The organism is Nitrospira sp. SG-bin1 (genome assembly GCA_002083365.1).
In the GTDB taxonomy this organism is placed as follows: domain Bacteria; phylum Nitrospirota; class Nitrospiria; order Nitrospirales; family Nitrospiraceae; genus Nitrospira_D.
Map to the genome: position 1 here is coordinate 423,106 of LVWS01000033.1, position 19,545 is coordinate 442,650.

A 19,545-nucleotide genomic window follows, 5' to 3' on the forward strand; every position below is an offset into this window, starting at 1 on the left:
GGTTGACCCGACCTCTCCACTCTCTCCGGTTCTCATGCCTTGTCGAACTGCCAGCGTCCGCGTCGGTCCTGAAGCGTGATTGCAACTGCAAGGTGGTGGATGAAGTCTCGCCGGGGAATTTCTACCGCGCCGAACCGCATGACATGCGGAGAGGATTGCTGGCAATCGATAAGTCGAAAATTCCAGGCTTGGAGTTGTGTGACCAGCCTGACGAGCGCCACTTTGGATGCATCGTCGACTCGTGTAAACATTGACTCGGCAAAGAAGGCGCCTCCGATCGCCACGCCATACAATCCGCCGACCAGGCGACCGTCCTGCCAGGCCTCGGCGGAATGAGCATAGCCGAGTTCATGCAAGCGTGTGTAGGCCTCCAGCATGTCACCGGTGATCCAGGTGCCCCCTTCCGGATATTGCGAACGCGGTCCCGCGCACTGCTCCATGACGTGGCGAAAACAGGTATCGAGCGTGACGGCAAACATGTTCGAGCGAAGGGTTCTCTTGAGGCTGTGTGAGACATGAAGCTTGTCGGGGAACAACACGGCGCGAGGATCAGGCGACCACCACAAAATGGGTTGATCGTCGTTGTACCAAGGGAAGATGCCGTGCCGATAGGCTGTAAGTAGGCGCTCCGGGCGGAGATCTCCGCCAACGGCAAGCAAGCCTTCAGGAGTGGCCTGCTCAACTGGTGGAAAACGAAGATCTTGTCTGTGTAAACGAACCATCGCGACTTACGATACGTGAAGCGGGGTAAAAAGACTATGCCGGGAGAAACATGAAAGAGGTGTAGTAGTTCAGCTCCAATTTGGCAGTCAGCGTCAGCTATCGACACGTTTCCGTAGCTTGCAACAGTCGGCTATAGGGTGGTCGAATCAATCCTAGGAGGGTGGACAAAAACGTTTTTTTGCCCACGCCACTAGAACATGGGATCTTCCTCAAAGCGTAGGCACATATAGCGTGCCCACTCGCGATTGAGCACGGCACACGCACACAGCCAGTATGCCACATTAAACGCGATAAGATTAGCGGTGATGGGTTACGCTAACTCCGATAGGATAGTGCACACAGGCCTCGCGGTCCTGCTCCCCACGATCGAGCCGTCCATGGGGATATCTCAGGACCAGGATCCAGGACCGAGGTGTGAAGTCTGACGCCACACGCTACCAGCGTAGACCATTCCTTTCCGAATAGCGTTCAAACCAGCCTTCCGGTAAAGAAACGATATTCATCCATGAGAACTGGCCTTCGAAATGTTCGGTGAAGATCGGTCGATAATCGCCAACCATTGTCCATTGATCCACGCGCTCGTTCGCGCTCTGAAGGAACCAGACAGGGACGCGGGTCGCCGTGGACGTCAATCCACGACCTATGGTGTATGCTGCGCTGCGCTCCCAATGCTCTCGGGAAACATGCCGACAATCAACGACAAGATTGGCATAGGCGTAGTCGCGCAGCAGCGCTTCTTCCTCGACGAGCATCCATTCAAACGCGGCCAAGTGATCGCGAAGTGCTGGGACACGAGGGTCTCCGAAGTCCGGTAGGTTCTTCGCCAATTCCAGGAATCTCAGTCTATCCGCGAAATCCCAGTGGTCATCAATTATAAGACGACCGTCGTCAATCGCTTGAGCCGTACTGGATGGGAGCGCGCGAAAGATATCTACGTAATCACGCCACCCACCAACATTGTTCGTGAGACAAGGGAGATCCGGGTGGCTGCCTTGCCATAATGTACGAATCACCTGAGCGACCACATTGGTCCGCCCTGCTGCCGCAACACTGATCAACCGGACGGCGCCAGCCGCGCTCATCAGAGCGGCTTCGGCAGCGCTCAGAAGGGGAAAATGAAGCAGGCGAACCGGTCGCGGCCAAGAGCCAGGCTCGTGGCGCGGTTCATTGAGCAGGCTACTTAGGTTTGTCGCGTCTGATTCCGATGCATCGATCAGACGCCTGTTGCGCATGAAGTCACATCGGTTGACGAGATAGTCAAGAAGTTCCGATTCGCGCTGACACCACTCTGACTCACGATAAGGTGGCGACGGCATGCGCACGATTGTTGGAGTCGGTGCGAAAAGGCCCCAGATCATCCCGATGTTGGTCTCCCACTGCGGAGCATAAGTGGCATCAAGGGCTGCGAATGGCGAGTCCCAAAAAGGGGTACTAAACAACCGCGGTTTCACAGTGCTCGACCTGTGACTGAGTGCAATCATGCGACGTGGCCAGTTCGGCCTCAAGGCGCTATAGGCGAAACAAAGCAGGTCTGCCGGGCGCACGAGCCGCCACTCCACTTGAAGGGCCTCCTCTGCCCACGCCATGGCACGCAGCGTCAGAAGCAGGCGGCGAAGATAGCAAAGCGCCGCTGTCGAATCTCTTTGGCTGGCGGTTCCCGCCGTCTTGATGAGTGGGCTGACGATCGCGACGTTAGCAAGCAGCTGGGCTGCAATGATGATGGCGGTACGTGCGTCCTCAGGTGCCGCATCCTGAGTCAGCCAACCCCAGCGCTCCCGCCAGACTTCGCCCTGCCCGGAGTGAGTCGGTCCTGTAGAAGATGGCTGGTCCGGTTGAAACCTAGTGGTGTTGTACATGCCAACGAGAGAAGTCTGCAGAAATGGGTCGTCATCCCCACTTCCGGCGACTGCGGCAATGCGTAATTCAGCCATGCTGGTTAGCGTTTCCAGATCCTGAGGTGTTCTGAAGGGCGTCAGGACGATGCCCCGAAGATACGCTCCGATCGCAATATTCAGCCATGCAAGGATCTGGTTGATCATTATGATAAGTGACTTCAGTTCTGGCTGAACCAACGGGGGAGTAGTGGCTTCGTACAGTCGCATGTAAGAGGCGACCGCCTTGTTACAGCGGACCAGCAACATCTCGTCTGGAAACGACGGCTGATCGGCGATGAGCGCGTCGAGCCGCGCTGATTGCGTAGGACGTACATCCCAACCTGCCGACGTGGCTTGACCTAGCGGACCAGGCGCGAAATCATCAAGGTTGTCTGGAGGTCGCCAAATCGCCCTCAGGATCCCATCCGTCACAGTCTGCGACTTGCATAGCCAGATGTCAGAGTCCAGTTCGGCATCCTTGTCAGGCAGCGCATTCTGATGCTCGCGCATCGCCGTAGAGAGGGCGTGCCACCGGTGCTGCGGCGTGTCGGCACCCTCAGTTGAACGCTGGCCAAAGCCAGGAGATTGGTGTGACGGTCCAGTACTTTCTCCTTGCGTAAGAGCGCGTAGGAGCCACGCTAACGAGAGGGCGGACTCATTGAGAGGCATAGGATTTCACACTCCGCATGCAAGCTCAGCATCTTGCGCCAGTCCCGTGGTCTCAGTGTGATACGGTAGATGCCGGAGGCCACTTTCAGCAGAGCTACTGTTCCATTTGCCCGTTATACGAGTGGAGCCTAGAGAGCGCTCGTCCTAGCTGAATTCGATCTCAAACTGAGCAACAGCTATTATAAAGCGGCGAGCTTAGAGATTTGAATGTGTCAAATTGTCCGGGAGTGGACCTTCAAGGTCCGAATTTATCTGATGCTGTCGGTTTGATGGAATGACAATTAATAGAGATGAGACGACTACTCCTTGATCTCCTCTGCTGAGGCCAGGATGGGCTGAAACAGCGGGTCGGCGTCGAGCACGGCTTTCAGCAATTCGCTATGGAGGAAATAGCGCCAGACCTCGTCGTCTTTCCCCGGTATCTCGTCAAACCAGCGTTTCGCCTCGGTCAGATGGCGGAGCATCTGACGCTTATCGCCGTAGTTGGGCATGAAAATCATGCTGTAGGCCATGGTGTATTCGGAAAGAAACTTATCGAGCGGCAGCTCGGCGATGGCCGATGAAGCCTGAGCATCCTCGTAGGCGCGGACACTATCAGGGTCGTGCAAAATCCGATTCCATGCCACCTTGTTGATGCGGGACCAGGCCAGCTGCACCAGCGCCGACGCTCTGGGCATCCTTAAGTCAGCGGGAATGTCGTGGACCAACGTTTCAAACGTCTCGATCATGGGCACCTGGTCATTGTTCCAGCGATAGGCCATGCCGAGACGGAAGCGGGTATCCAACTGGTCCGGATGGATGGTCGCAAGGGTTTCCAGCGCGGGTAACAGCCGATACAAGAAATCGGCGGGCGTCGGCTGCGCGAGTCCACCCATTTCCATCGCGTTCGACAGGTCGAGGCGACCGGCGGCTGCATAGATGTTCCAGTAGAATTCGTTGACGGCCCGCGATAACGCCGGATCCGTGATGGTTAACCGGTGACCTTTGGCGGCTTCTTGAAGCAAGGTGGCATGGAGATGTTTTGTGAGAATTGTGAGCGCATCGGCATGATGCGGGTCGATGATCAGGATACGATTGAGCATGGCGACGCGATCGTGCAGTTCGGGAAACGCCGCGGCTTGGGTGGCTGCCGCCGCCAGTGTGCCGGATTGATCATCAGAACCCCACCAGACAATCGACTCGGGAAGGGCTCGGCTTGTTTCGGTCGCGAATGGGATTCGTTCAGCGACCATACCAGGTGCTTCTGGCTTGGAGGTTACGGGGAGATGGAACACCGCGTGATCGTGTGGAAACCCATGGGTGCGGAGTCCGGTAAAGACCACCCACCGAGTCACGATGGATTTTAAGGCTCGACGTTCACGTTTGATCGTATTCGTCCATTGGACGGAGCCTGGTCCGTACGTCACCGGGGATGTGAGAGGGTCGTGGTAATGAACCGTCAAGTCAACCAGCGTGGTGGGAACGCCGAGGACTTTACCGTTCGGTTTCAGTCGGAAAGATCCGTTCGGGATGGGGCGGCTGCTTGTCACAGTGAGATGAAGGCCGGTTCCAGGCGGCGAAATTCCCAGCGCATCCATCACGAAGGCGGAGGCCTGAATCCGGGGAAGTTCATCTCCATAAAAAGCGAGGGGACCTGTGCTGGGCCAGAGGATGTCCATCCCAATATCAGAGCGTTTCAAAACAGAGCTGTGGCCGGCGGTCAGTTCCTGCCAACAACTCTCATACGAGGCCGCAGCCGTCGGAGGTTTCTGAGGATTTGGAGGCAACACCGGCATGAGTTTGTATTGACAGGCGAAGTCCAGTTGTCCCGCCGTGATCTTGTCGCCTTTCGCGATGGCTTCAGCATATCGAAGCGCTGTCTCGACGGCGGCTTGGTGCGCGGTATCGGTTTTCGCCTTCCGAGGAGTCTTGGATGCCGCCATCGTAAGGTCAGGCAGGGTTGTTTCAATGGTTGCCCACAGTCCGGAGAGAAGGACAATGCCACACAAGAGATTCTTCTTCATGATGAGAAATGGTGATAGGGTTGTGGGTGTCGATTACCGGGAATAGGCGGTCGTTAGGATTTTCTCGCGGATCAACGCTCGATCGGCCGTTGATAACGACGGTGCCGGACTGTGGCGACAGAGCGACACGGTTTGGCGCAACGACGCCACGAAGATTTCACAATTTGGACAGGCGCCCAGGTGTCGACGAATTTCTTGGCAAATGTCCGCGGAGAGTTCGTCATCGATATAGGCGGACAACTGGCGGAGAATGCGCAGACACCGGCTTTTCCCATGCGGGTGGGGGTGTCGCGTCGTTGAGGATCTCGCCTGCCGCTTGGACGCGTTACGTTTGCCCATTGTAAATGTGTCTCCCTGCTGCGCGGTGAGGTCTATTCATGGTCGCTGGCTTCCCCGAGACCCCGGGCGCTGAGTTGCCGGCGCACGAACAATCGAGCCCGGTGCAAGCGTGATTTCACCGCTCGTTCGTTCAAACCCATGATGGCCCCGACCTCCTTGGCGCTTAAGCCTTCCATGTCTCGAAGCACCAGGACCATTTTGTACTTCTTCGGCAATTGGTTGATCGCGGCATCGAGCGCTTCTCGCAATTGCTTGTTGTGGAGGGCCTCCTCGGGACTGAGTCCATCGATGGGGATCTGTAAGCGAAATTCACCGTCGGACGCGGGCACGAATTCCTCGAGGGACAACTCTCGCTCCGGGGCTCCCTTCCGTCTGCGCCGCATGCGCAGACATGCCCGCGAGGCAATGGTATAGAGCCAGGTCGAAACCTGCGCGTCACCGCGAAATCTATCGTAACCCCGATAGGCATTCAGAAAGGTTTCCTGGACCAAGTCTTTCGCAGCCTCCGGTTCGCCGCACAAACGATAGGCGAATCGATACATGAGATCTACGTGGTCCTTATACAGGGTATCAAAAGTTTTGGCAGATTGGGAATCGATCGGAGGGGAAGCCGTCGAGCGGCGAATCGTAGATGATACGCTCATACGCCGCGCAGTCTACGAGGGGATGGAAAAGAGAGTCAAGACGAGGGCGGAGGTTCAAGAACTTACTTGATCCGGTGAAATTCGACGACGTCGCCTTCCCCATCAAGTTCCACCGTAATGGGGGTCCCTTCCCGTGCCCCGTTCAGCGCCGATTTGCCGAGATCCGCCGGGTAGATCTGTTCTCCCTCCGGGGTCCAAAGCCGGACGCTGGCCCGATCCTGAGCGGCGAATTCCAATGGACCCGTGAGGAAACGTCGGACGGGGGCAGAGTCGCTGGACGAGGAGAGATCCGCCACCACATGGTGGTCATGCATGCGCAAAGTCAAAGTCTGTCCGACCTTGGCATTCTTGATCCCGATTTTAGCGTTGACGTTGACAATGCCGATCGGCGTCCGAAAGAAAATGAAATTGGACTTCAGTTTTGAGATGGTTCCGGTCAGCAACAGATGTGCCTTGGCCCCATTGGCGGCGGCCTGGCCGATCTGAAGGTCGAACTGAAGGTCATGGATACCGATGACGGTATCCGTGCCGTCAACTTCCACCGTCACGGGCTCGCCGTCCTTGCGGCTTGCGAGCGCCCGCTCCTGCGCGCCCATGTGGAAAGCCCTTTCACCGCCTTCTGGAGTCCAGCGCATCAACTTTGTGCGGTCTTCGTGGTCTCGTTTGAATGGTCCGGTCAGGTAGCGGTGGACGAGAGCCCCATCGGTTCGCCTCACGATATCTACGACGACGTGGTCTTCGTGGATCAAAAAGGACACTTCTTGCGAGGCGGGGAGCGTTTTGAGCGTGGTCTTTGAGCTGAGCGACATGAGCCCGATCGGTGTTTTCAAGAAAACGATTCCCGGCTTGGCCCGCCAAACCCGGCCCGTGAGCCTGATGGAGGGGTTCACCTCACCGAGGACGGGCGTTGGACGATCGGGTTCCTGTGGCGCAGCCGGAGGATTGTCCACTTGAGGCTGAGCGGCTGGAGCACTATCGGATGGCGGCGGTGACGGACTCTCGTTGCCCTGGGGCGGGACAGCCGCAGGGATCTCATCTTGGGGGTTCGGTAGAGCTTCATCGATCTCGGGTAGACCGGGGGCTGCATCATCGGTCTGGGGTTGCTGAGTCGTAGAGGTATCCAGTTGAGTTTCCAAGGCGGTAAGAAGGAGAAGATCGGAGGTGGGTGTCTGTGTCTTTCCTCCGTCCGTTGGATCGGCGGAGGCGCATCCCGCGCTACCGAGTCCGAGGAGAAATACCGCGAGAAAGAGCAGCCGAGTGTGCGTGAATCGATCCATAGAGCGGGTGATCCGTGCGGAAGTGATGATATGGTTGTTTCTCTCTAAATGGAAACTTTCTTGCGTTTTGCACCTGAGGCGTGCGGTCATCCCACTGATAGCCTACGGGTGAGTTATGCGAATAGCATGAGCTCAGAATTGGAGTCAACCCGAAAGCGGCGTTGCTGATTGGAGCTGTAGATATATCGGCCCGCAGCGGCAACAGATTGACCGCTCGAAGCGCACCACCGTCTGATCTTTTCCCATAAGGTGTAACTTATCGGGCTACTGGCATCACGGTGATGCTTGGGAATCCGGCTCGTCCCTATTTTCATGCTCACGGGCTCGGATAAGATATCAAGAGTGCGCATCAGACTATGTCGAACGAAAAGGAGGACTCAAGGATGCAGACGAATGCCGCCGAAGTCGTCCGAGCGCATGATCTCACACACGATGTCCGTGAGCTCGATTTGCGAGTGATTTCGCCCACGACATTGGACTTTCAGCCGGGACAATTCATTTCCTTTGAGATTCCCGTCGAAGGGAAACCCTATCCGATGATACGTGCCTATTCAATTGCCTCGCCGCCCAGTCAACGGAGCATTATCACAGTGGTCTTCAACCGCGTGGACCACGGACCAGGATCGACCTTCCTCTTTGGTCTCAAACCGGGAGATCAGGTCCATTTCAAAGGGCCGGCCGGAAGCTTTCGGCTGCGCGACGATGCGCCGCGCAATCTGCTGTTTGTCGCGACCGGGACGGGGATTGCCCCGATCCGGTCTATGCTCCATACCCTGTTACCTAAAACCACTCAGCAGGTCGTGTCCTTGCTATGGGGTCTTCGTGCCCAGCGGGATCTGTACTATCAGGAAGAGCTGCGCGAACTGTCGGCGCGGCATCCTCTGTTTCACAGGACCATCACATTGTCTCGTCCGGATCCTGGATGGACCGGTCCCACCGGCCGCGTCACCGCGCTGGTGCAGGAGCGAGTCAAGACGGTGGACAACCTTGCCGTGTATCTCTGCGGAAACGGCGGCATGATTAAGGACGTGACCGACTTTCTCCGCTCGAAAGGCTTCTGCCCGATCTATCGCGAGAAGTGGTACGACGAAGAGGACGAAGAGCAATGACATGTCTGTTCATGAGCTGGCCAGGATTTCGATGAAGACACCTGCAAATATTTGGTCAGCAGCGAGGACGCCTACGGAAGTTGGGTAAAGCGGTTGGTGATTTCGACCTCTTGATTGGTGCAACAGGCTTGCGGTATGGCCTGACGGCCTCACAAACAATCGTCGTCACTTCGAGCTGATCGAGGGATTGACAATTGAATCTCTTAATCGGTCCTGAAAGTGAGTTGACTCTAGGTTTGCTAATTCCCTCTCTACGCTCAGGATAATGGTTCCTCACATCTTCTAATCCCCACCGGTTTCCGTCTTGGCAGACTGCACGAAATCATTTGGAGGGAAGCTTCGCTCCTGGCAGACTATCGCGCAGAGATGATTCTCCGTTGCTACCCAAAGCAAAGCATTCAGATGATGTCGCTTGGACGCTGCGCGGGTAGGCCGCAGCAGACTTCATAGTTATGCAGCATGAGGATGTTCTGTGATCTCCAACATGTAGATATATGGATGAGCCTGCTCCTTAAGAAGGCAAACCCTTTGCTTAAGAAGACAAATGGTGGAGCTAAGACAAGTGGAGAGCTGATTGCCGAGGTAACCGGTGGCACTAACCTCGTTGAGGACAAGCAAACCTGGGAATACGCTGAATCCCATAAAGATGACATCGAGTACATGAAGCGCTGCTGTGACGCAGAACTCCGGGCAATGATGACTGCCGGTATTGTTGCGGCGCCTTTCTATTTTGAGCGTGTCGCTATCCTTTCAAGGAAGCAGAAAAATTACCACCAGGAAGTTGAGTACAGCGAGCGATACATTCAAGCCGTTGAAGGGTTCTACCGCATGCCAGGCCATGAGAGGTACGCAGATGTCAGAAAGGGGCCTCGCTACAAGGCAGTACTTAAGCGGCTGCTGAAGGCCAAAGAGTTGTTGGCCGCAAATCCGTAGTTGGTGGTAGTGCAACTAGTGCGCTATCGCATAACCATTGGCTGCAGGGGCGACGGGCCGGAGCCTGAGTTTAAACGTTAGGCGTCTCCAGTGAGTGTAAGGAGGCCATACATGTCCCGCGTAAACATGTCAGGGGATATCAGCTCGTTGCTCAGTTACTATAAGCACGAGAAAAACATTTATGGCCGCTGCCCTCATTGCCATGAACCCTTCAGGCTCTCCGAGGTAAAACTCACCTATGGCAAGGAACCGCCGCGGGACCTACTGACACTTCTAAAGCGAGATCGCGACCGCATTAAGGAAGAGTGGGAGCAGCTAGAAGCACAAATTGAAGAAACTGAAGCCGAGCATGAAGATGTGTTGGATTCATTGGAAATGGAACACGAGGAAGCGCTTAAAGAACTCGAGGATAAGTGGTAAGAAAAGGTTGACAGAGCTGTCGATAAGCGGCTTGGTACCCGTATTAGAGAGATTCGTCAGGATGCTGTCGCAAAATCAAGAGCAGGACAGCTCGGGAAAACACTAGAGAAAATTGCGCCAATGTTTCCAGGATTTGGGCATCATCCATATGATGTGCGCCCAATTTTTGACCCCGTCGACTTCGTGATATTTGATGGCTACTACCAGGGCGAAGTTACCGACATCACTCTCGTTGAATTCAAAACGAGCCAAAGCAGACTCACTCCAATTCAAAACAGTATTCGCGCTGCAGTTGAAAAGAAGCGTGTGCACTTTGAAGAGCGCCGATTGAAGAAGGAAACTCCCAAGTTACTTACTGAAGGCGCCTCACTAAAGAAGCAACAGTTGCCACGCAAACTAATCGAGTAGCGAGGTGTCTAACATTGGGATGAGGCGACAGGCCGCTTCGTGTGGGTGGATTTGCGGCCGGCCGCCGCTCATCCTCGGCGTTTAGGCACTAAATAAAATGAATGCGCCCACGCTCAAAACCGTAAAGCGCCTCTTCGCTGTATCAGGCAATAAATGTGCGTTTCCCAACTGTCAAAGTCCGTTAGTGGAAGCCTCAGGAACAATAACGGGAGAGATCGCGCATATTCGTGCAGCGTCACCCAATGGGCCAAGATACGATCCCGTGCAGGGAAACGAAGATAGGCACAGCTTCAGCAACTTAATGCTGCTTTGCGGCAGGCATCACACGATCATAGATACTGAGGTTGATGAGTATCCTCTTTTTGCATTGGAGACAATGAAGCGCGAGCATGAAAGAAAGGGAGCAATTGAGATAAGCCTTGCTCAGGATACCGTTGCCCAAGGCTTACTTAAGAAGTATGAAAGTATAGTCATCATCAACTCAGGCGGAAACGTTGCGTACAAAAGCCCGGGAGCCATTCAAGCACAAACTGTCAATCTCAAGACCACAAAGAAATCGGTTCGCTTTAACCCGCCTAGTGACGCAATTGGAGCGGTCGCCGCGATGACCTCATACATTGAGTATCTGATCCGAAAGTATCAGGACTATCAAAAGCAAGATACAGAGAAGGAAGGCAGCCGAAAGTACACTGTCATCTACTCCGCCATTCAGCGAGAGTATGGCTCAAAGTGGCAAACAATCCCTGCCAGCAGCTTCGAGGACTTGGTTTCGTTCCTTCAGCGACGAATCGATAACACGAAAGTGGGTCGTATTCGTAAGAGCCGCGGTCAAAAGCGATATCACGGTTTTGAGGAGCACGAGCGGAGAGATGATGCCTAACAAGTGCGTGGAGTCGGACATGCTAGGTCGGCGCTTCGTCCTGCTTTCGCTTATCGCTCATACGCAGCGTTGGGCGTCTTAGGCTGCATCGTGAGCGACATTGGCAAAATAATCGAATCGAAACTTCTCGACTTGGTTGGTTTTTTAAAGGAGCCTAAGTGGTTCGGCCGTGAAAACGAACTGGTGAATTTGTTTGCTCACTCTTTCTTGGCACAAGAGATTGACCAATCCAGAATTGGAATCGAGGTAGCGGTAAAACAACTACCGAGAACCGGCGCAAAGATGCTTGGGCGCAAGGACTTAGTGATTTGGCATAATCCTAATGAGACGGTTTGGATCAATGGTGTGCCTAGCAACGATCCAGCAGCTGTAGTTGAGTTCAAGGCTAATGATCATCGGCTATGCACTGGCGACATCACGTGGCTCTGTAACTTTACATCCCGCCATCCAGCTGTGGTGGGCTTCTCGGTGTGCAGTCTTATCTGCAAGGACCGCGGTATCGTGTTCACCCGTGTGGCAAATGGCGTGGCAGGGGAACTCCAGCAGTATGTATAGACGTAAGACGCCCAACAAACCGGTGCAACCGACCGGTTTCGCCGGCGGATGAGTGGCTAGGCGCTAGGTAGTCCCGCTTGGTGTCTGCGAGGGAATGTGCTGTTGCTTGATCGTGCGAATGTTAAGTGGTGGAAAAAGCCACTGGCTCTCCACCACGGTCGTCCGAGCAGGGTGCTTGGCTCAAATTCCCGTAGCACAAAATTAGGTGTAATTGACCTGCAGCCGGATTCCAGCGGGCGCTTGCGAACGGTTCGCGTTAAACTCCCAAAGTTTGTGTCAGAGACTTTGACCCACCTCTATTGTCGGGCAGGTGTCCAAAAGGGTGTCCGGACTTGGTCATCTGGGACCTGCGGGGAGAGACCCTTCGCTTTGTTGAGGTAAAGTGTCCAGAATGGGATGCCCCTTCAGTTGAGCAAACGCAATTTCTGGCGACAGCTGGGGAGCGCGGAATTGTTGCATCAGTAATTGTTTTAAGTTGGCTGGCGTGGCCACATAAAAAACGGGGGTCGGTTCGTGGCATTGCACTACATGGACAATTCCCGAATACATATGAGACTTTTCAATCCAACACCCTCAGCAGCCGCGTGCCCTCCAGACCCATCTTCGTCCTCTACGCCTATGGTTGGGTGCGCAACTTTCCCTTTCACCGCTCCATGCTACAGACTTGCTTTTTGGGGTATCTGGGCCTAGCCTAGGGAATAGCAGTCAACAATGGAGGCATACATGGCGAAAGCCAAGGCCGAAGCGTTGGAACTCATTAAGAAACTACCTGACGACGTGAGCACCAGCGCAATCATGGAAGAGCTGTTCTTCAAACAACAAGTCGAGAAAGGTCTTCAGGATGTAGCCGAGGGTCGGGTCCTCACCCACGCAGAGCTGAAAGAAAGAATGGCCCGATGGCGCAAGTCCGCTGGTCGCTGACCGCCGGGAACGATCTTCAGGATATCGAAAACTTTATCGCCCGCGATTCTGTACTCCATGCGATTACATTCGTCGATCGTATCGTCGAATCTGCAGACACACTCCTCAAGAATCCGCACATCGGGCGCATCGTTCCCGAATTCAGTCGTCCAGACCTGCGAGAAGTGATTTTCGGGAATTACCGAATCGTCTATCTCCTGAAAGACGACGAAGTCTTTATTCTGCGAGTGGTCCACGGCGCGCGGGATTTGCTAGCCCTTGTCCGCCGAGAACCTTGGGACATAGGCAGCTAGGAATTGGGAGCCCCCTGTGACAGAACAGAATCCTCGAAGAGGATGCGTACTTCTTCCTCACCATGAGCAGGAGCGGGTAATGTCCTATCGATGGTGACTATTGGAAATCCAACCAGCGCCTATTCTCCCCCTCGCAGGCACCGCTCCGCCATGGCCGGATCCCTGTTTTGCGCACGTCCAGGGTCAACCAATCGTCTCGGATGCTAATAGTGTCTGGGTTAGAATTGAGCTTTCAAGAGCCAACGTCGGTACGGGCGAGGGGCCTAGAGTTGCTCTCTCGACACTGATTAGGAAGAGAGCTTCTTCAGCTTGGATGCTTGTTCTTCCTGGAGCGCTTCAAGCTCGGCCAGGGCTTCGAGATCTTTGGGGCGGCCGGCGGCACGTTTGACCTCAATCAATTTCGATAAGGTGATGCAGCGGCAAGAAACGCCGAATAGCTTGATGTCGATTGTGTGGGGCAGCAGGTCTTCATACTGCCCCCCGCCAATAATTTCTCCCAGCAAGTCCAGCGCGCCGACATCGGTGATGAGGGTGAAATTGAGTCCACGCTGGAGTGTGGGGGTGTCGAACTGAAACGGCAAGCCTTCCGGCGCACCGCGCAGATAGGGATGATAGGGAGCCAGGCAGGCGGTCAGCCGTCGAGGTTCTGGTCCGACCGACCGTACACCACGTCCAAATCCATTGTTAACCGGGATGCTCCGTGAGCCGTTGCCGCAGCGCCCCCGACGAGAATGAATTCCACGTGGGCTGTTGCCAGCAGCTTGATGAGCGCTTCAAAGTCTGTCATGCGCGGTCGATCGAGGCGCTCGTTTCAGCTCGGCGGCAAATTGTTGCAGTGCGTGCAGCTGTCGAAATCGTTGTTCGACGGAGAGCTTCAAGTTTTCCCGCAAGAGTGTGCGATCGACATCGTGCTTATAGCGTTCAATGACGGGATCAGGGAAGAGCGCTGCTGGTTGATTCTGCACCATGGACGCAGTCTAGCACTGCGATGTTCACGGCGCAACGAAGGGAGGATCTCTATACAACAGAGTCACTCTTCCGTGAGGAGCAGATGGTGATTCGCGCATCCTGCTTCTTAGCCGAGCACACTCCTGCATACAAGAATCTGCTGGCATGCGAAGTAACTGGTAAGTGCGGATGCGGTATTGGGAATTAGGTCTGCGACGAAACGGCTACTTTTTTCTCACCATAATGCGGAGCGGGGTACCGGTGAATTGGTACGTCTCGCGCAGCTGGTTTTCCAAATATTTCAGATACGAGGGCGTGAGGTCCTCCGGATGGCCGACGAACAAGGCGAAGACCGGCGGTTTGGTGGCCACCTGTGTGATGAAGGCGGATTTCGTGACGGCGGACGGCTTGTGTTTGCGAGTCGGCAAGGGGTGGGTCACTAGAATCCTCTGGAGCCAAGTATTCAGCATTCCGGTGGGAACGCGCTTGGTAAACATGGTGTGCACGTCCCTGAGAAGAGGAAACAGGCGATGGACGGAGTCCGGTTTGAGGGCTGAGCCGTATAGGATCGGCGCCCAGGTGAGGAAGGGAAACCGGCGACGGAGTTCGCGTTCATACGCTTGTCGTGCCTTCGGATCTGCAGCGCGCAAATCCCACTTGTTGATCAAGAGAATGCAGGCACGCCCTTGCTTCAGAATGGCTCCGGCAATCTTGGTATCTTGTTCCGTGACGCCTTCCACCCCATCCAGAATCAGGATGGCGATGTCCGACCGGCCGATGGCACGGAGAGATCGGAGGACGCTGTAGCCTTCCACTCCGCGGTCGACCTTGCCGCGCCGCCTGATGCCGGCTGTGTCGGTAAAAACATAACGTTGATCCTGGTGCGTGACCAGCGAGTCGATCGGGTCACGCGTGGTTCCCGGAACATCGCTCACGACGACCCGTTCCTCTCCAAGCAAGGCGTTCACGAGGGTGGATTTTCCGACGTTCGGACGGCCTACCACAGCCACGCGGGGAAGTTGTTGCAGCTGGTCGGATTCCTCAGTCGATGGAAGGAGCGGATAGATCGCATCCAATAATTCGGCGACCCCCAAGCCATGTTCGGCCGACACGGGATAGAGTTGGTCGGTACCCAACTTGTAGAAATCGGCGAGCAACGGCTCGGACTTCGGCGTGTCGATCTTGTTGATCGCATAGAACAGTGGTTTCGTCACTCCACGCAGCAGCCGCACCACTTCATGATCCGGCGGAGTCAATCCCGAGCGACCGTCCAAGAGCACGATGAGGATGTCCGCTTCAGCGATCGCCAGTTCCGACTGTCGTCGAATCAACGTCAACATACTGTCGGAAGCAGACAGATCCAGACCTCCCGTGTCGACCAGCCGAAACTTTCGATTGCGGTAGGCGGCATCGGCATAGTTACGGTCGCGGGTCACTCCCGGAACATCGTCCACGATCGCGATCTTCACACCCAAGATTTTGTTGAACAGCGTCGATTTCCCCACGTTCGGCCGCCCGATGATGGCCACGAGCGGCGGCGGTCCGCCTTCTGTCGGGAGTAACGGCAGCGTCGGTTCTTGTTGGGGAGCAGACTTTGCGCGCGGCATAACGTATCGGACCGTAACATAGGGTTTTTCTCAAAGACAACCGTCTCGCCTTCCCGTTCGCCCTCCGATATACTTTTGCCCATGACGCAGTCCTCAGTCCTCGGTTCTCGGCACTTCCCGGACTGGACCCAGATCGACGATGTGCTGCTCGATATGGACGGCACGTTGCTCGACCGCCATTTCGATAATTTCTTTTTCGAGGAGGAGCTGCCGCGTCGATATGCGGTACTGCACGTTCTTTCGTTTGAAACGGCCCGCGATCGCTTGATGGCCATGTACCGATCCGTCGAAGGGGAACTCGCGTGGACGGACCTGGATTACTGGACCAAGCGGGTCGGCATCGACGTGGTGGCGATGCACAAGGAACTCGACCACATGATCGGTTTTCTCCCCGGCGCCGAGGAGTTCTTGCGCCATCTCCGACAGCTTGGGAAGCGCGTGACGATCGTGACGAACGCCCATTCGACGGGTGTGTCGGTCAAGGTCGCCAAGACCGGTCTGGATCGGTATGTGAATAGGATTGTGGACGCCTTTGAAGTCGGCTATCTCAAGATGCGACCGGAGTATTGGCCGAACTGCCGGCGGCTTCTCGGCTTCGACCCGAAACGGTCCCTGTTCATGGATGACGATGAAGGATGTCTGATGGCCGCGAAGGAGTTCGGCGTGGCCTACCTGGTTCATAGCGCCAAGTCGAGTTCGCAATTGCCGCCGGCTCCGCTGTCTCAGTTTGTCTCCATCTCGGGATTTGCGCCGCTGTTGAACGGTCAGTTACGAGATTAACTAGGTCCGGTGGCGGTGCCTCTATACATTTCACCACCCAGTCTGGGCACAGCCGTCATGGTGAAGCGATCGAGGTGGGCGATCTGGAGCCCGGCCTGAGCAATCAGCCGGTCGATTTGTCGGTTCAGGTTACAGCCGCAGCCGATCACATTCTGAATAGGATTCAGCCGATCCTGCCAGGCAGCAACCTTTCGATCATCGCTCCGGCCATGTTCCAGGAAGAGAAACTTCCCTCCCGGCTTGAGGACACGCCCGACTTCTTGCAATGCCAGCACTGGATCGGGAATCGTGCAGAGTGTCCAGGTGCTGATGACATAATCAAACCGTCGATCGGCATAGGGTAAAGTCTCGGCGGAGTCCCGTTGAATTCTAACAGGAAACGAGAGGCGGGCGCTGCGTGCTGAGATTGTTTTTGGGAGGAGCTGGGCAGGGTCAATCGCGTGGAGTTCTGTGACGGTTTCCGGATAGTGCGGCAGATTCAGCCCGGTCCCTATCCCGAGTTCAAGAACTTCACCATGAGCTGAAGCGAGTAGGCCCCTACGCAAACGACGAAATTCTTCTCCCGCCATCACCCACTCCATGAGGCGGGGGAAGATATGTTCGCAGTAGAATCCCATCGCGCGGGTAGTATAACAAGAGATCCGGCCGGTCGACGTCGCAACTTGTGACCCCAGAAGGGCTATGTTAGAGTCCTCAGTCCTTTTGGCGGCTAATTGACCATGAGCAAAGGATACGATCACCAGGCAATCGAGGCGAAATGGCAACAGTACTGGGATGAACACCGGACATTTCGCGTCACGGAAGATTCCGGCAAGCCGAAGTTCTACTGCCTCGACATGTTCCCCTATCCCTCCGGATCCGGACTCCACGTCGGCCATCTGGAAGGGTACTCCGCGACCGATATTGTCTCTCGCTATAAACGGATGCGCGGCTTCAACGTGCTGCATCCCATGGGCTGGGACGCCTTCGGCCTGCCAGCCGAACAGTATGCCGTGAAAACCGGCATTCATCCGGCGAAAACGACGGCGGAAAATATCGCCACCTTCAAGCGCCAGATGAAACGGGTCGGGCTCTCGTATGACTGGGAACGAGAACTCAGCACCACGGACCCGGAGTACTACCGCTGGACGCAATGGATCTTCCTCCGGCTCTTTGAGCGCGGGCTGGCCTACGTGGCGGAAGTTCCGGTGAACTGGTGTCCGGCGCTCGGCACGGTGTTGGCGAATGAGGAAATCGTCGACGGCAAGAGCGAAGTCGGCGGTTTCGACGTGGTCCGTAAGCCGATGCGGCAATGGGTGCTGAAGATCACCGCCTATGCCGATCGCTTGCTCGAAGACTTGAAGCTGGTCGACTGGCCCGCCAGCACGTTGGAGATGCAGAAAAATTGGATCGGTCGTTCGATCGGGGCCGAGGTCGATTTTGCCTTGGCCGATCGAAACGGCGTGATTCGGGTGTTTACGACCAGACCGGACACGCTGTTCGGCGCGACCTATATGGTCTTGGCGCCGGAACATCCGCTCGTCGATGTGGTCACGAGCGAGGGGCAGAAAGAGGCCGTCAGGACCTATCGCGAAGCCGCAGCACGAAAGAGCGATCTGCAACGACAAGAGCTCGACAAAGAAAAGACCGGCGTCTTCACCGGCGGCTACGCCGTCAATCCGGTCAACGACGAACGGTTGCCGATTTGGATCGCCGATTATGTGCTGATGAGTTACGGAACCGGCGCGATCATGGCCGTGCCGGCGCATGATGAACGTGATTGGGCGTTCGCGCGCCAATACCAGCTGCCTATTCGTGAGGTGATCGCCGGGGGGAATGTGCGAGAAGCCGCCTTTACCGACACGGAGCGCGGCAAGGTCGTGAACTCAGTGACCAGGGACGGCAGTTTTTCGATCAACGGTCTCATGCCGTCTGAAGCGATTCCAAAAATCACCGAATGGCTGGCGAAGCAAGGGAAGGGAACCAGGGCGGTCAACTATAAGCTGCGTGACTGGCTCTTTGCCCGGCAGCGGTATTGGGGCGAACCGTTCCCCATCGTGTGGGTGGATGGAGAAGGACGTCCGCTTCCCGAGGAGCAATTGCCGCTCGTGTTGCCGGAGACCAACAACTTTACACCGTCCGGGACCGGGGAAAGTCCATTGGCCAACCTGGATTCCTGGCTGACGACGACCGATCCCGCCACCGGCAAACCGGCTCGGCGCGAAACCAACACCATGCCGCAGTGGGCCGGCTCTTGCTGGTACTACCTGAGATTCATCGACCCCCAGAACACGATCCGGCTCGTCGATCCGGCGAAAGAACGCTATTGGATGCCGGTGGACCTGTACATCGGAGGCAGCGAGCATGCCGTCCTGCATCTCCTGTATGCCCGGTTCTGGCATAAGGTCTTGTTCGATATCGGCGTGGCAAGCACGCCGGAACCGTTCCGGAAATTGGTGCACCAGGGCATCGTTTTGGGTGAAGACAATCAAAAGATGTCGAAGTCACGCGGCAACGTGGTCAATCCGGATGAGATGATCGATCAGTTCGGCGCGGATGCGGTCCGGCTCTATGAAATGTTCATGGGACCGCTCGAGGCGATGAAACCGTGGAGCACCAGGGGGGTGGAAGGTGTGACCCGGTTTTTGGAACGAGTCTGGCGGTTGATCGTCGATGAGCAGGGCCGACCGTCGAAGGCTATCGTGTCGACGGCACCGAGCGTCGATCATCAGCGTCTGCTCCATCACACGATCAAAAAGGTGACGGAGGACATCGAAGCCCTCCGATTCAATACGGCCATCTCACAGATGATGATTTTCACCAATGAGATGACGAAGGCTCAGGAACGGCCACGGACTGTGATCGAGCCGTTCGTCTTGTTGCTTGCGCCGTTTGCCCCGCATCTAGCCGAGGAGCTCTGGGGTGTGTTGGGGCACCAGCCCAGCGTGTCGCAACAGTCCTGGCCCATCTTCGATCCGGCACTGACGGTGAATGAACGCATGACCATTCCCATTCAGGTCAACGGCAAGCTCAGAGCCAAACTCGATGTCGCCGTCGACACATCGCGCGAGGAGATCGAGCGGCTGGCTCGCACCGAGGCGGCCGAGTGGCTCCAAGGCAAAGAGCCGAAGAAAGTGATCTACGTCGAAAAGAAGTTGCTCAACTTTGTCATCTAGGAGTGTT

At 55.8% G+C, this 19,545-nt stretch carries 20 protein-coding genes; 10 read left to right on the forward strand and 10 right to left on the reverse strand.

Annotated features, from left to right (window positions below; all coding sequences use genetic code 11):
* Positions 1 to 32 precede the first annotated feature (32 nt).
* The 6 genes from A4E19_06465 to A4E19_06490 form a co-directional block, all read right to left on the reverse strand.
* Positions 33 to 722, reverse strand: a complete 690-nt coding sequence (locus A4E19_06465) for a leucyl/phenylalanyl-tRNA--protein transferase (protein OQW32987.1) — start codon at positions 720 to 722, stop codon at positions 33 to 35.
* A 435-nt stretch (positions 723 to 1,157) separates the two neighbouring features.
* The gene (locus A4E19_06470) at positions 1,158 to 3,266 is read right to left on the reverse strand and encodes a hypothetical protein (protein ID OQW32988.1); all 2,109 of its coding nucleotides are present in this window, start codon (positions 3,264 to 3,266) and stop codon (positions 1,158 to 1,160) included.
* Between the two features lie 299 nt (positions 3,267 to 3,565).
* Positions 3,566 to 5,269, reverse strand: coding sequence for a hypothetical protein (locus tag A4E19_06475; protein OQW32989.1), 1,704 nt, complete (start codon positions 5,267 to 5,269; stop codon positions 3,566 to 3,568).
* Positions 5,270 to 5,302: 33 nt separating this feature from the next.
* Complete coding sequence (locus tag A4E19_06480) at positions 5,303 to 5,608, reverse strand: hypothetical protein (GenBank protein ID OQW32990.1); 306 nt, start codon at positions 5,606 to 5,608, stop codon at positions 5,303 to 5,305.
* A 32-nt stretch (positions 5,609 to 5,640) separates the two neighbouring features.
* A complete protein-coding gene (locus A4E19_06485; GenBank protein ID OQW32991.1) occupies positions 5,641 to 6,150 on the reverse strand; it encodes a hypothetical protein in 510 nt (169 codons plus the stop codon).
* Positions 6,151 to 6,314: 164 nt separating this feature from the next.
* Complete coding sequence (locus tag A4E19_06490) at positions 6,315 to 7,529, reverse strand: hypothetical protein (GenBank protein OQW32992.1); 1,215 nt, start codon at positions 7,527 to 7,529, stop codon at positions 6,315 to 6,317.
* A 383-nt stretch (positions 7,530 to 7,912) separates the two neighbouring features.
* Between A4E19_06490 and A4E19_06495 the strand changes: the two genes are divergently transcribed.
* The 8 genes from A4E19_06495 (at position 7,913) to A4E19_06530 (ending at position 13,048) form a co-directional block, all read left to right on the forward strand.
* Positions 7,913 to 8,638, forward strand: coding sequence for a hypothetical protein (locus tag A4E19_06495; protein OQW32993.1), 726 nt, complete (start codon positions 7,913 to 7,915; stop codon positions 8,636 to 8,638).
* Between the two features lie 459 nt (positions 8,639 to 9,097).
* Complete coding sequence (locus A4E19_06500; GenBank protein OQW32994.1) at positions 9,098 to 9,571, forward strand: hypothetical protein; 474 nt, start codon at positions 9,098 to 9,100, stop codon at positions 9,569 to 9,571.
* Positions 9,572 to 9,682: 111 nt separating this feature from the next.
* Positions 9,683 to 9,991 (forward strand): hypothetical protein, encoded by a 309-nt coding sequence (locus A4E19_06505; GenBank protein ID OQW32995.1) that lies wholly within the window; start codon positions 9,683 to 9,685, stop codon positions 9,989 to 9,991.
* Between the two features lie 153 nt (positions 9,992 to 10,144).
* Positions 10,145 to 10,399 (forward strand): hypothetical protein, encoded by a 255-nt coding sequence (locus tag A4E19_06510; protein OQW32996.1) that lies wholly within the window; start codon positions 10,145 to 10,147, stop codon positions 10,397 to 10,399.
* A 301-nt stretch (positions 10,400 to 10,700) separates the two neighbouring features.
* Positions 10,701 to 11,279, forward strand: a complete 579-nt coding sequence (locus A4E19_06515; GenBank protein ID OQW32997.1) for a hypothetical protein — start codon at positions 10,701 to 10,703, stop codon at positions 11,277 to 11,279.
* 3 nt (positions 11,280 to 11,282) lie between these two features.
* Positions 11,283 to 11,834, forward strand: coding sequence for a hypothetical protein (locus A4E19_06520; GenBank protein OQW32998.1), 552 nt, complete (start codon positions 11,283 to 11,285; stop codon positions 11,832 to 11,834).
* A 723-nt stretch (positions 11,835 to 12,557) separates the two neighbouring features.
* Positions 12,558 to 12,755: a hypothetical protein gene (locus tag A4E19_06525; protein OQW32999.1), complete on the forward strand. Its 198-nt coding sequence runs from the start codon at positions 12,558 to 12,560 to the stop codon at positions 12,753 to 12,755.
* Entirely contained in the window at positions 12,731 to 13,048 is a 318-nt protein-coding gene (locus A4E19_06530; protein OQW33000.1) for a hypothetical protein, read from the forward strand. The genes A4E19_06525 and A4E19_06530 overlap by 25 nt, the downstream gene beginning before the upstream one ends.
* 287 nt (positions 13,049 to 13,335) lie before the next feature.
* Here the strand turns inward: A4E19_06530 and A4E19_06535 are convergent, their stop codons facing one another.
* The 3 genes from A4E19_06535 to A4E19_06545 form a co-directional block, all read right to left on the reverse strand.
* Complete coding sequence (locus A4E19_06535) at positions 13,336 to 13,629, reverse strand: hypothetical protein (GenBank protein ID OQW33001.1); 294 nt, start codon at positions 13,627 to 13,629, stop codon at positions 13,336 to 13,338.
* Between the two features lie 192 nt (positions 13,630 to 13,821).
* Complete coding sequence (locus tag A4E19_06540) at positions 13,822 to 14,016, reverse strand: hypothetical protein (protein OQW33002.1); 195 nt, start codon at positions 14,014 to 14,016, stop codon at positions 13,822 to 13,824.
* Between the two features lie 204 nt (positions 14,017 to 14,220).
* Positions 14,221 to 15,603, reverse strand: coding sequence for a ribosome biogenesis GTPase Der (locus tag A4E19_06545; GenBank protein OQW33003.1), 1,383 nt, complete (start codon positions 15,601 to 15,603; stop codon positions 14,221 to 14,223).
* An 81-nt stretch (positions 15,604 to 15,684) separates the two neighbouring features.
* Here A4E19_06545 and A4E19_06550 point away from each other — a divergent pair, with 81 nt between their 5' ends.
* A complete protein-coding gene (locus A4E19_06550) occupies positions 15,685 to 16,383 on the forward strand; it encodes a hypothetical protein (GenBank protein ID OQW33004.1) in 699 nt (232 codons plus the stop codon).
* Here the strand turns inward: A4E19_06550 and A4E19_06555 are convergent.
* Positions 16,380 to 16,952, reverse strand: coding sequence for a hypothetical protein (locus A4E19_06555; GenBank protein OQW33005.1), 573 nt, complete (start codon positions 16,950 to 16,952; stop codon positions 16,380 to 16,382). The two genes, A4E19_06550 and A4E19_06555, sit on opposite strands and share 4 nt — an antisense overlap.
* Before the next feature lie 150 nt (positions 16,953 to 17,102).
* Here A4E19_06555 and A4E19_06560 point away from each other — a divergent pair, with 150 nt between their 5' ends.
* On the forward strand, positions 17,103 to 19,538 hold the full coding sequence (locus A4E19_06560; GenBank protein OQW33006.1) for a leucine--tRNA ligase: 2,436 nt from the start codon (positions 17,103 to 17,105) through the stop codon (positions 19,536 to 19,538).
* Positions 19,539 to 19,545: the final 7 nt, after the last annotated feature.

Coding starts and splice junctions, on each gene's coding strand:
- A4E19_06540 (OQW33002.1), bottom strand. CDS start 14,016: ATGGTGCAGAATCAACCAGCAGCGCTCTTCCCTGATCCCGTCATTGAA.
- A4E19_06480 (OQW32990.1), bottom strand. CDS start 5,608: ATGGGCAAACGTAACGCGTCCAAGCGGCAGGCGAGATCCTCAACGACG.
- A4E19_06515 (OQW32997.1), top strand. CDS start 10,701: ATGCTGCTTTGCGGCAGGCATCACACGATCATAGATACTGAGGTTGAT.
- A4E19_06475 (OQW32989.1), bottom strand. CDS start 5,269: ATGAAGAAGAATCTCTTGTGTGGCATTGTCCTTCTCTCCGGACTGTGG.
- A4E19_06530 (OQW33000.1), top strand. CDS start 12,731: ATGGCGCAAGTCCGCTGGTCGCTGACCGCCGGGAACGATCTTCAGGAT.
- A4E19_06485 (OQW32991.1), bottom strand. CDS start 6,150: ATGTATCGATTCGCCTATCGTTTGTGCGGCGAACCGGAGGCTGCGAAA.
- A4E19_06465 (OQW32987.1), bottom strand. CDS start 722: ATGGTTCGTTTACACAGACAAGATCTTCGTTTTCCACCAGTTGAGCAG.
- A4E19_06560 (OQW33006.1), top strand. CDS start 17,103: ATGAGCAAAGGATACGATCACCAGGCAATCGAGGCGAAATGGCAACAG.
- A4E19_06505 (OQW32995.1), top strand. CDS start 9,683: ATGTCCCGCGTAAACATGTCAGGGGATATCAGCTCGTTGCTCAGTTAC.
- A4E19_06555 (OQW33005.1), bottom strand. CDS start 16,952: ATGGCGGGAGAAGAATTTCGTCGTTTGCGTAGGGGCCTACTCGCTTCA.
- A4E19_06495 (OQW32993.1), top strand. CDS start 7,913: ATGCAGACGAATGCCGCCGAAGTCGTCCGAGCGCATGATCTCACACAC.
- A4E19_06490 (OQW32992.1), bottom strand. CDS start 7,529: ATGGATCGATTCACGCACACTCGGCTGCTCTTTCTCGCGGTATTTCTC.
- A4E19_06525 (OQW32999.1), top strand. CDS start 12,558: ATGGCGAAAGCCAAGGCCGAAGCGTTGGAACTCATTAAGAAACTACCT.
- A4E19_06550 (OQW33004.1), top strand. CDS start 15,685: ATGACGCAGTCCTCAGTCCTCGGTTCTCGGCACTTCCCGGACTGGACC.
- A4E19_06470 (OQW32988.1), bottom strand. CDS start 3,266: ATGCCTCTCAATGAGTCCGCCCTCTCGTTAGCGTGGCTCCTACGCGCT.
- A4E19_06545 (OQW33003.1), bottom strand. CDS start 15,603: ATGCCGCGCGCAAAGTCTGCTCCCCAACAAGAACCGACGCTGCCGTTA.
- A4E19_06500 (OQW32994.1), top strand. CDS start 9,098: ATGAGGATGTTCTGTGATCTCCAACATGTAGATATATGGATGAGCCTG.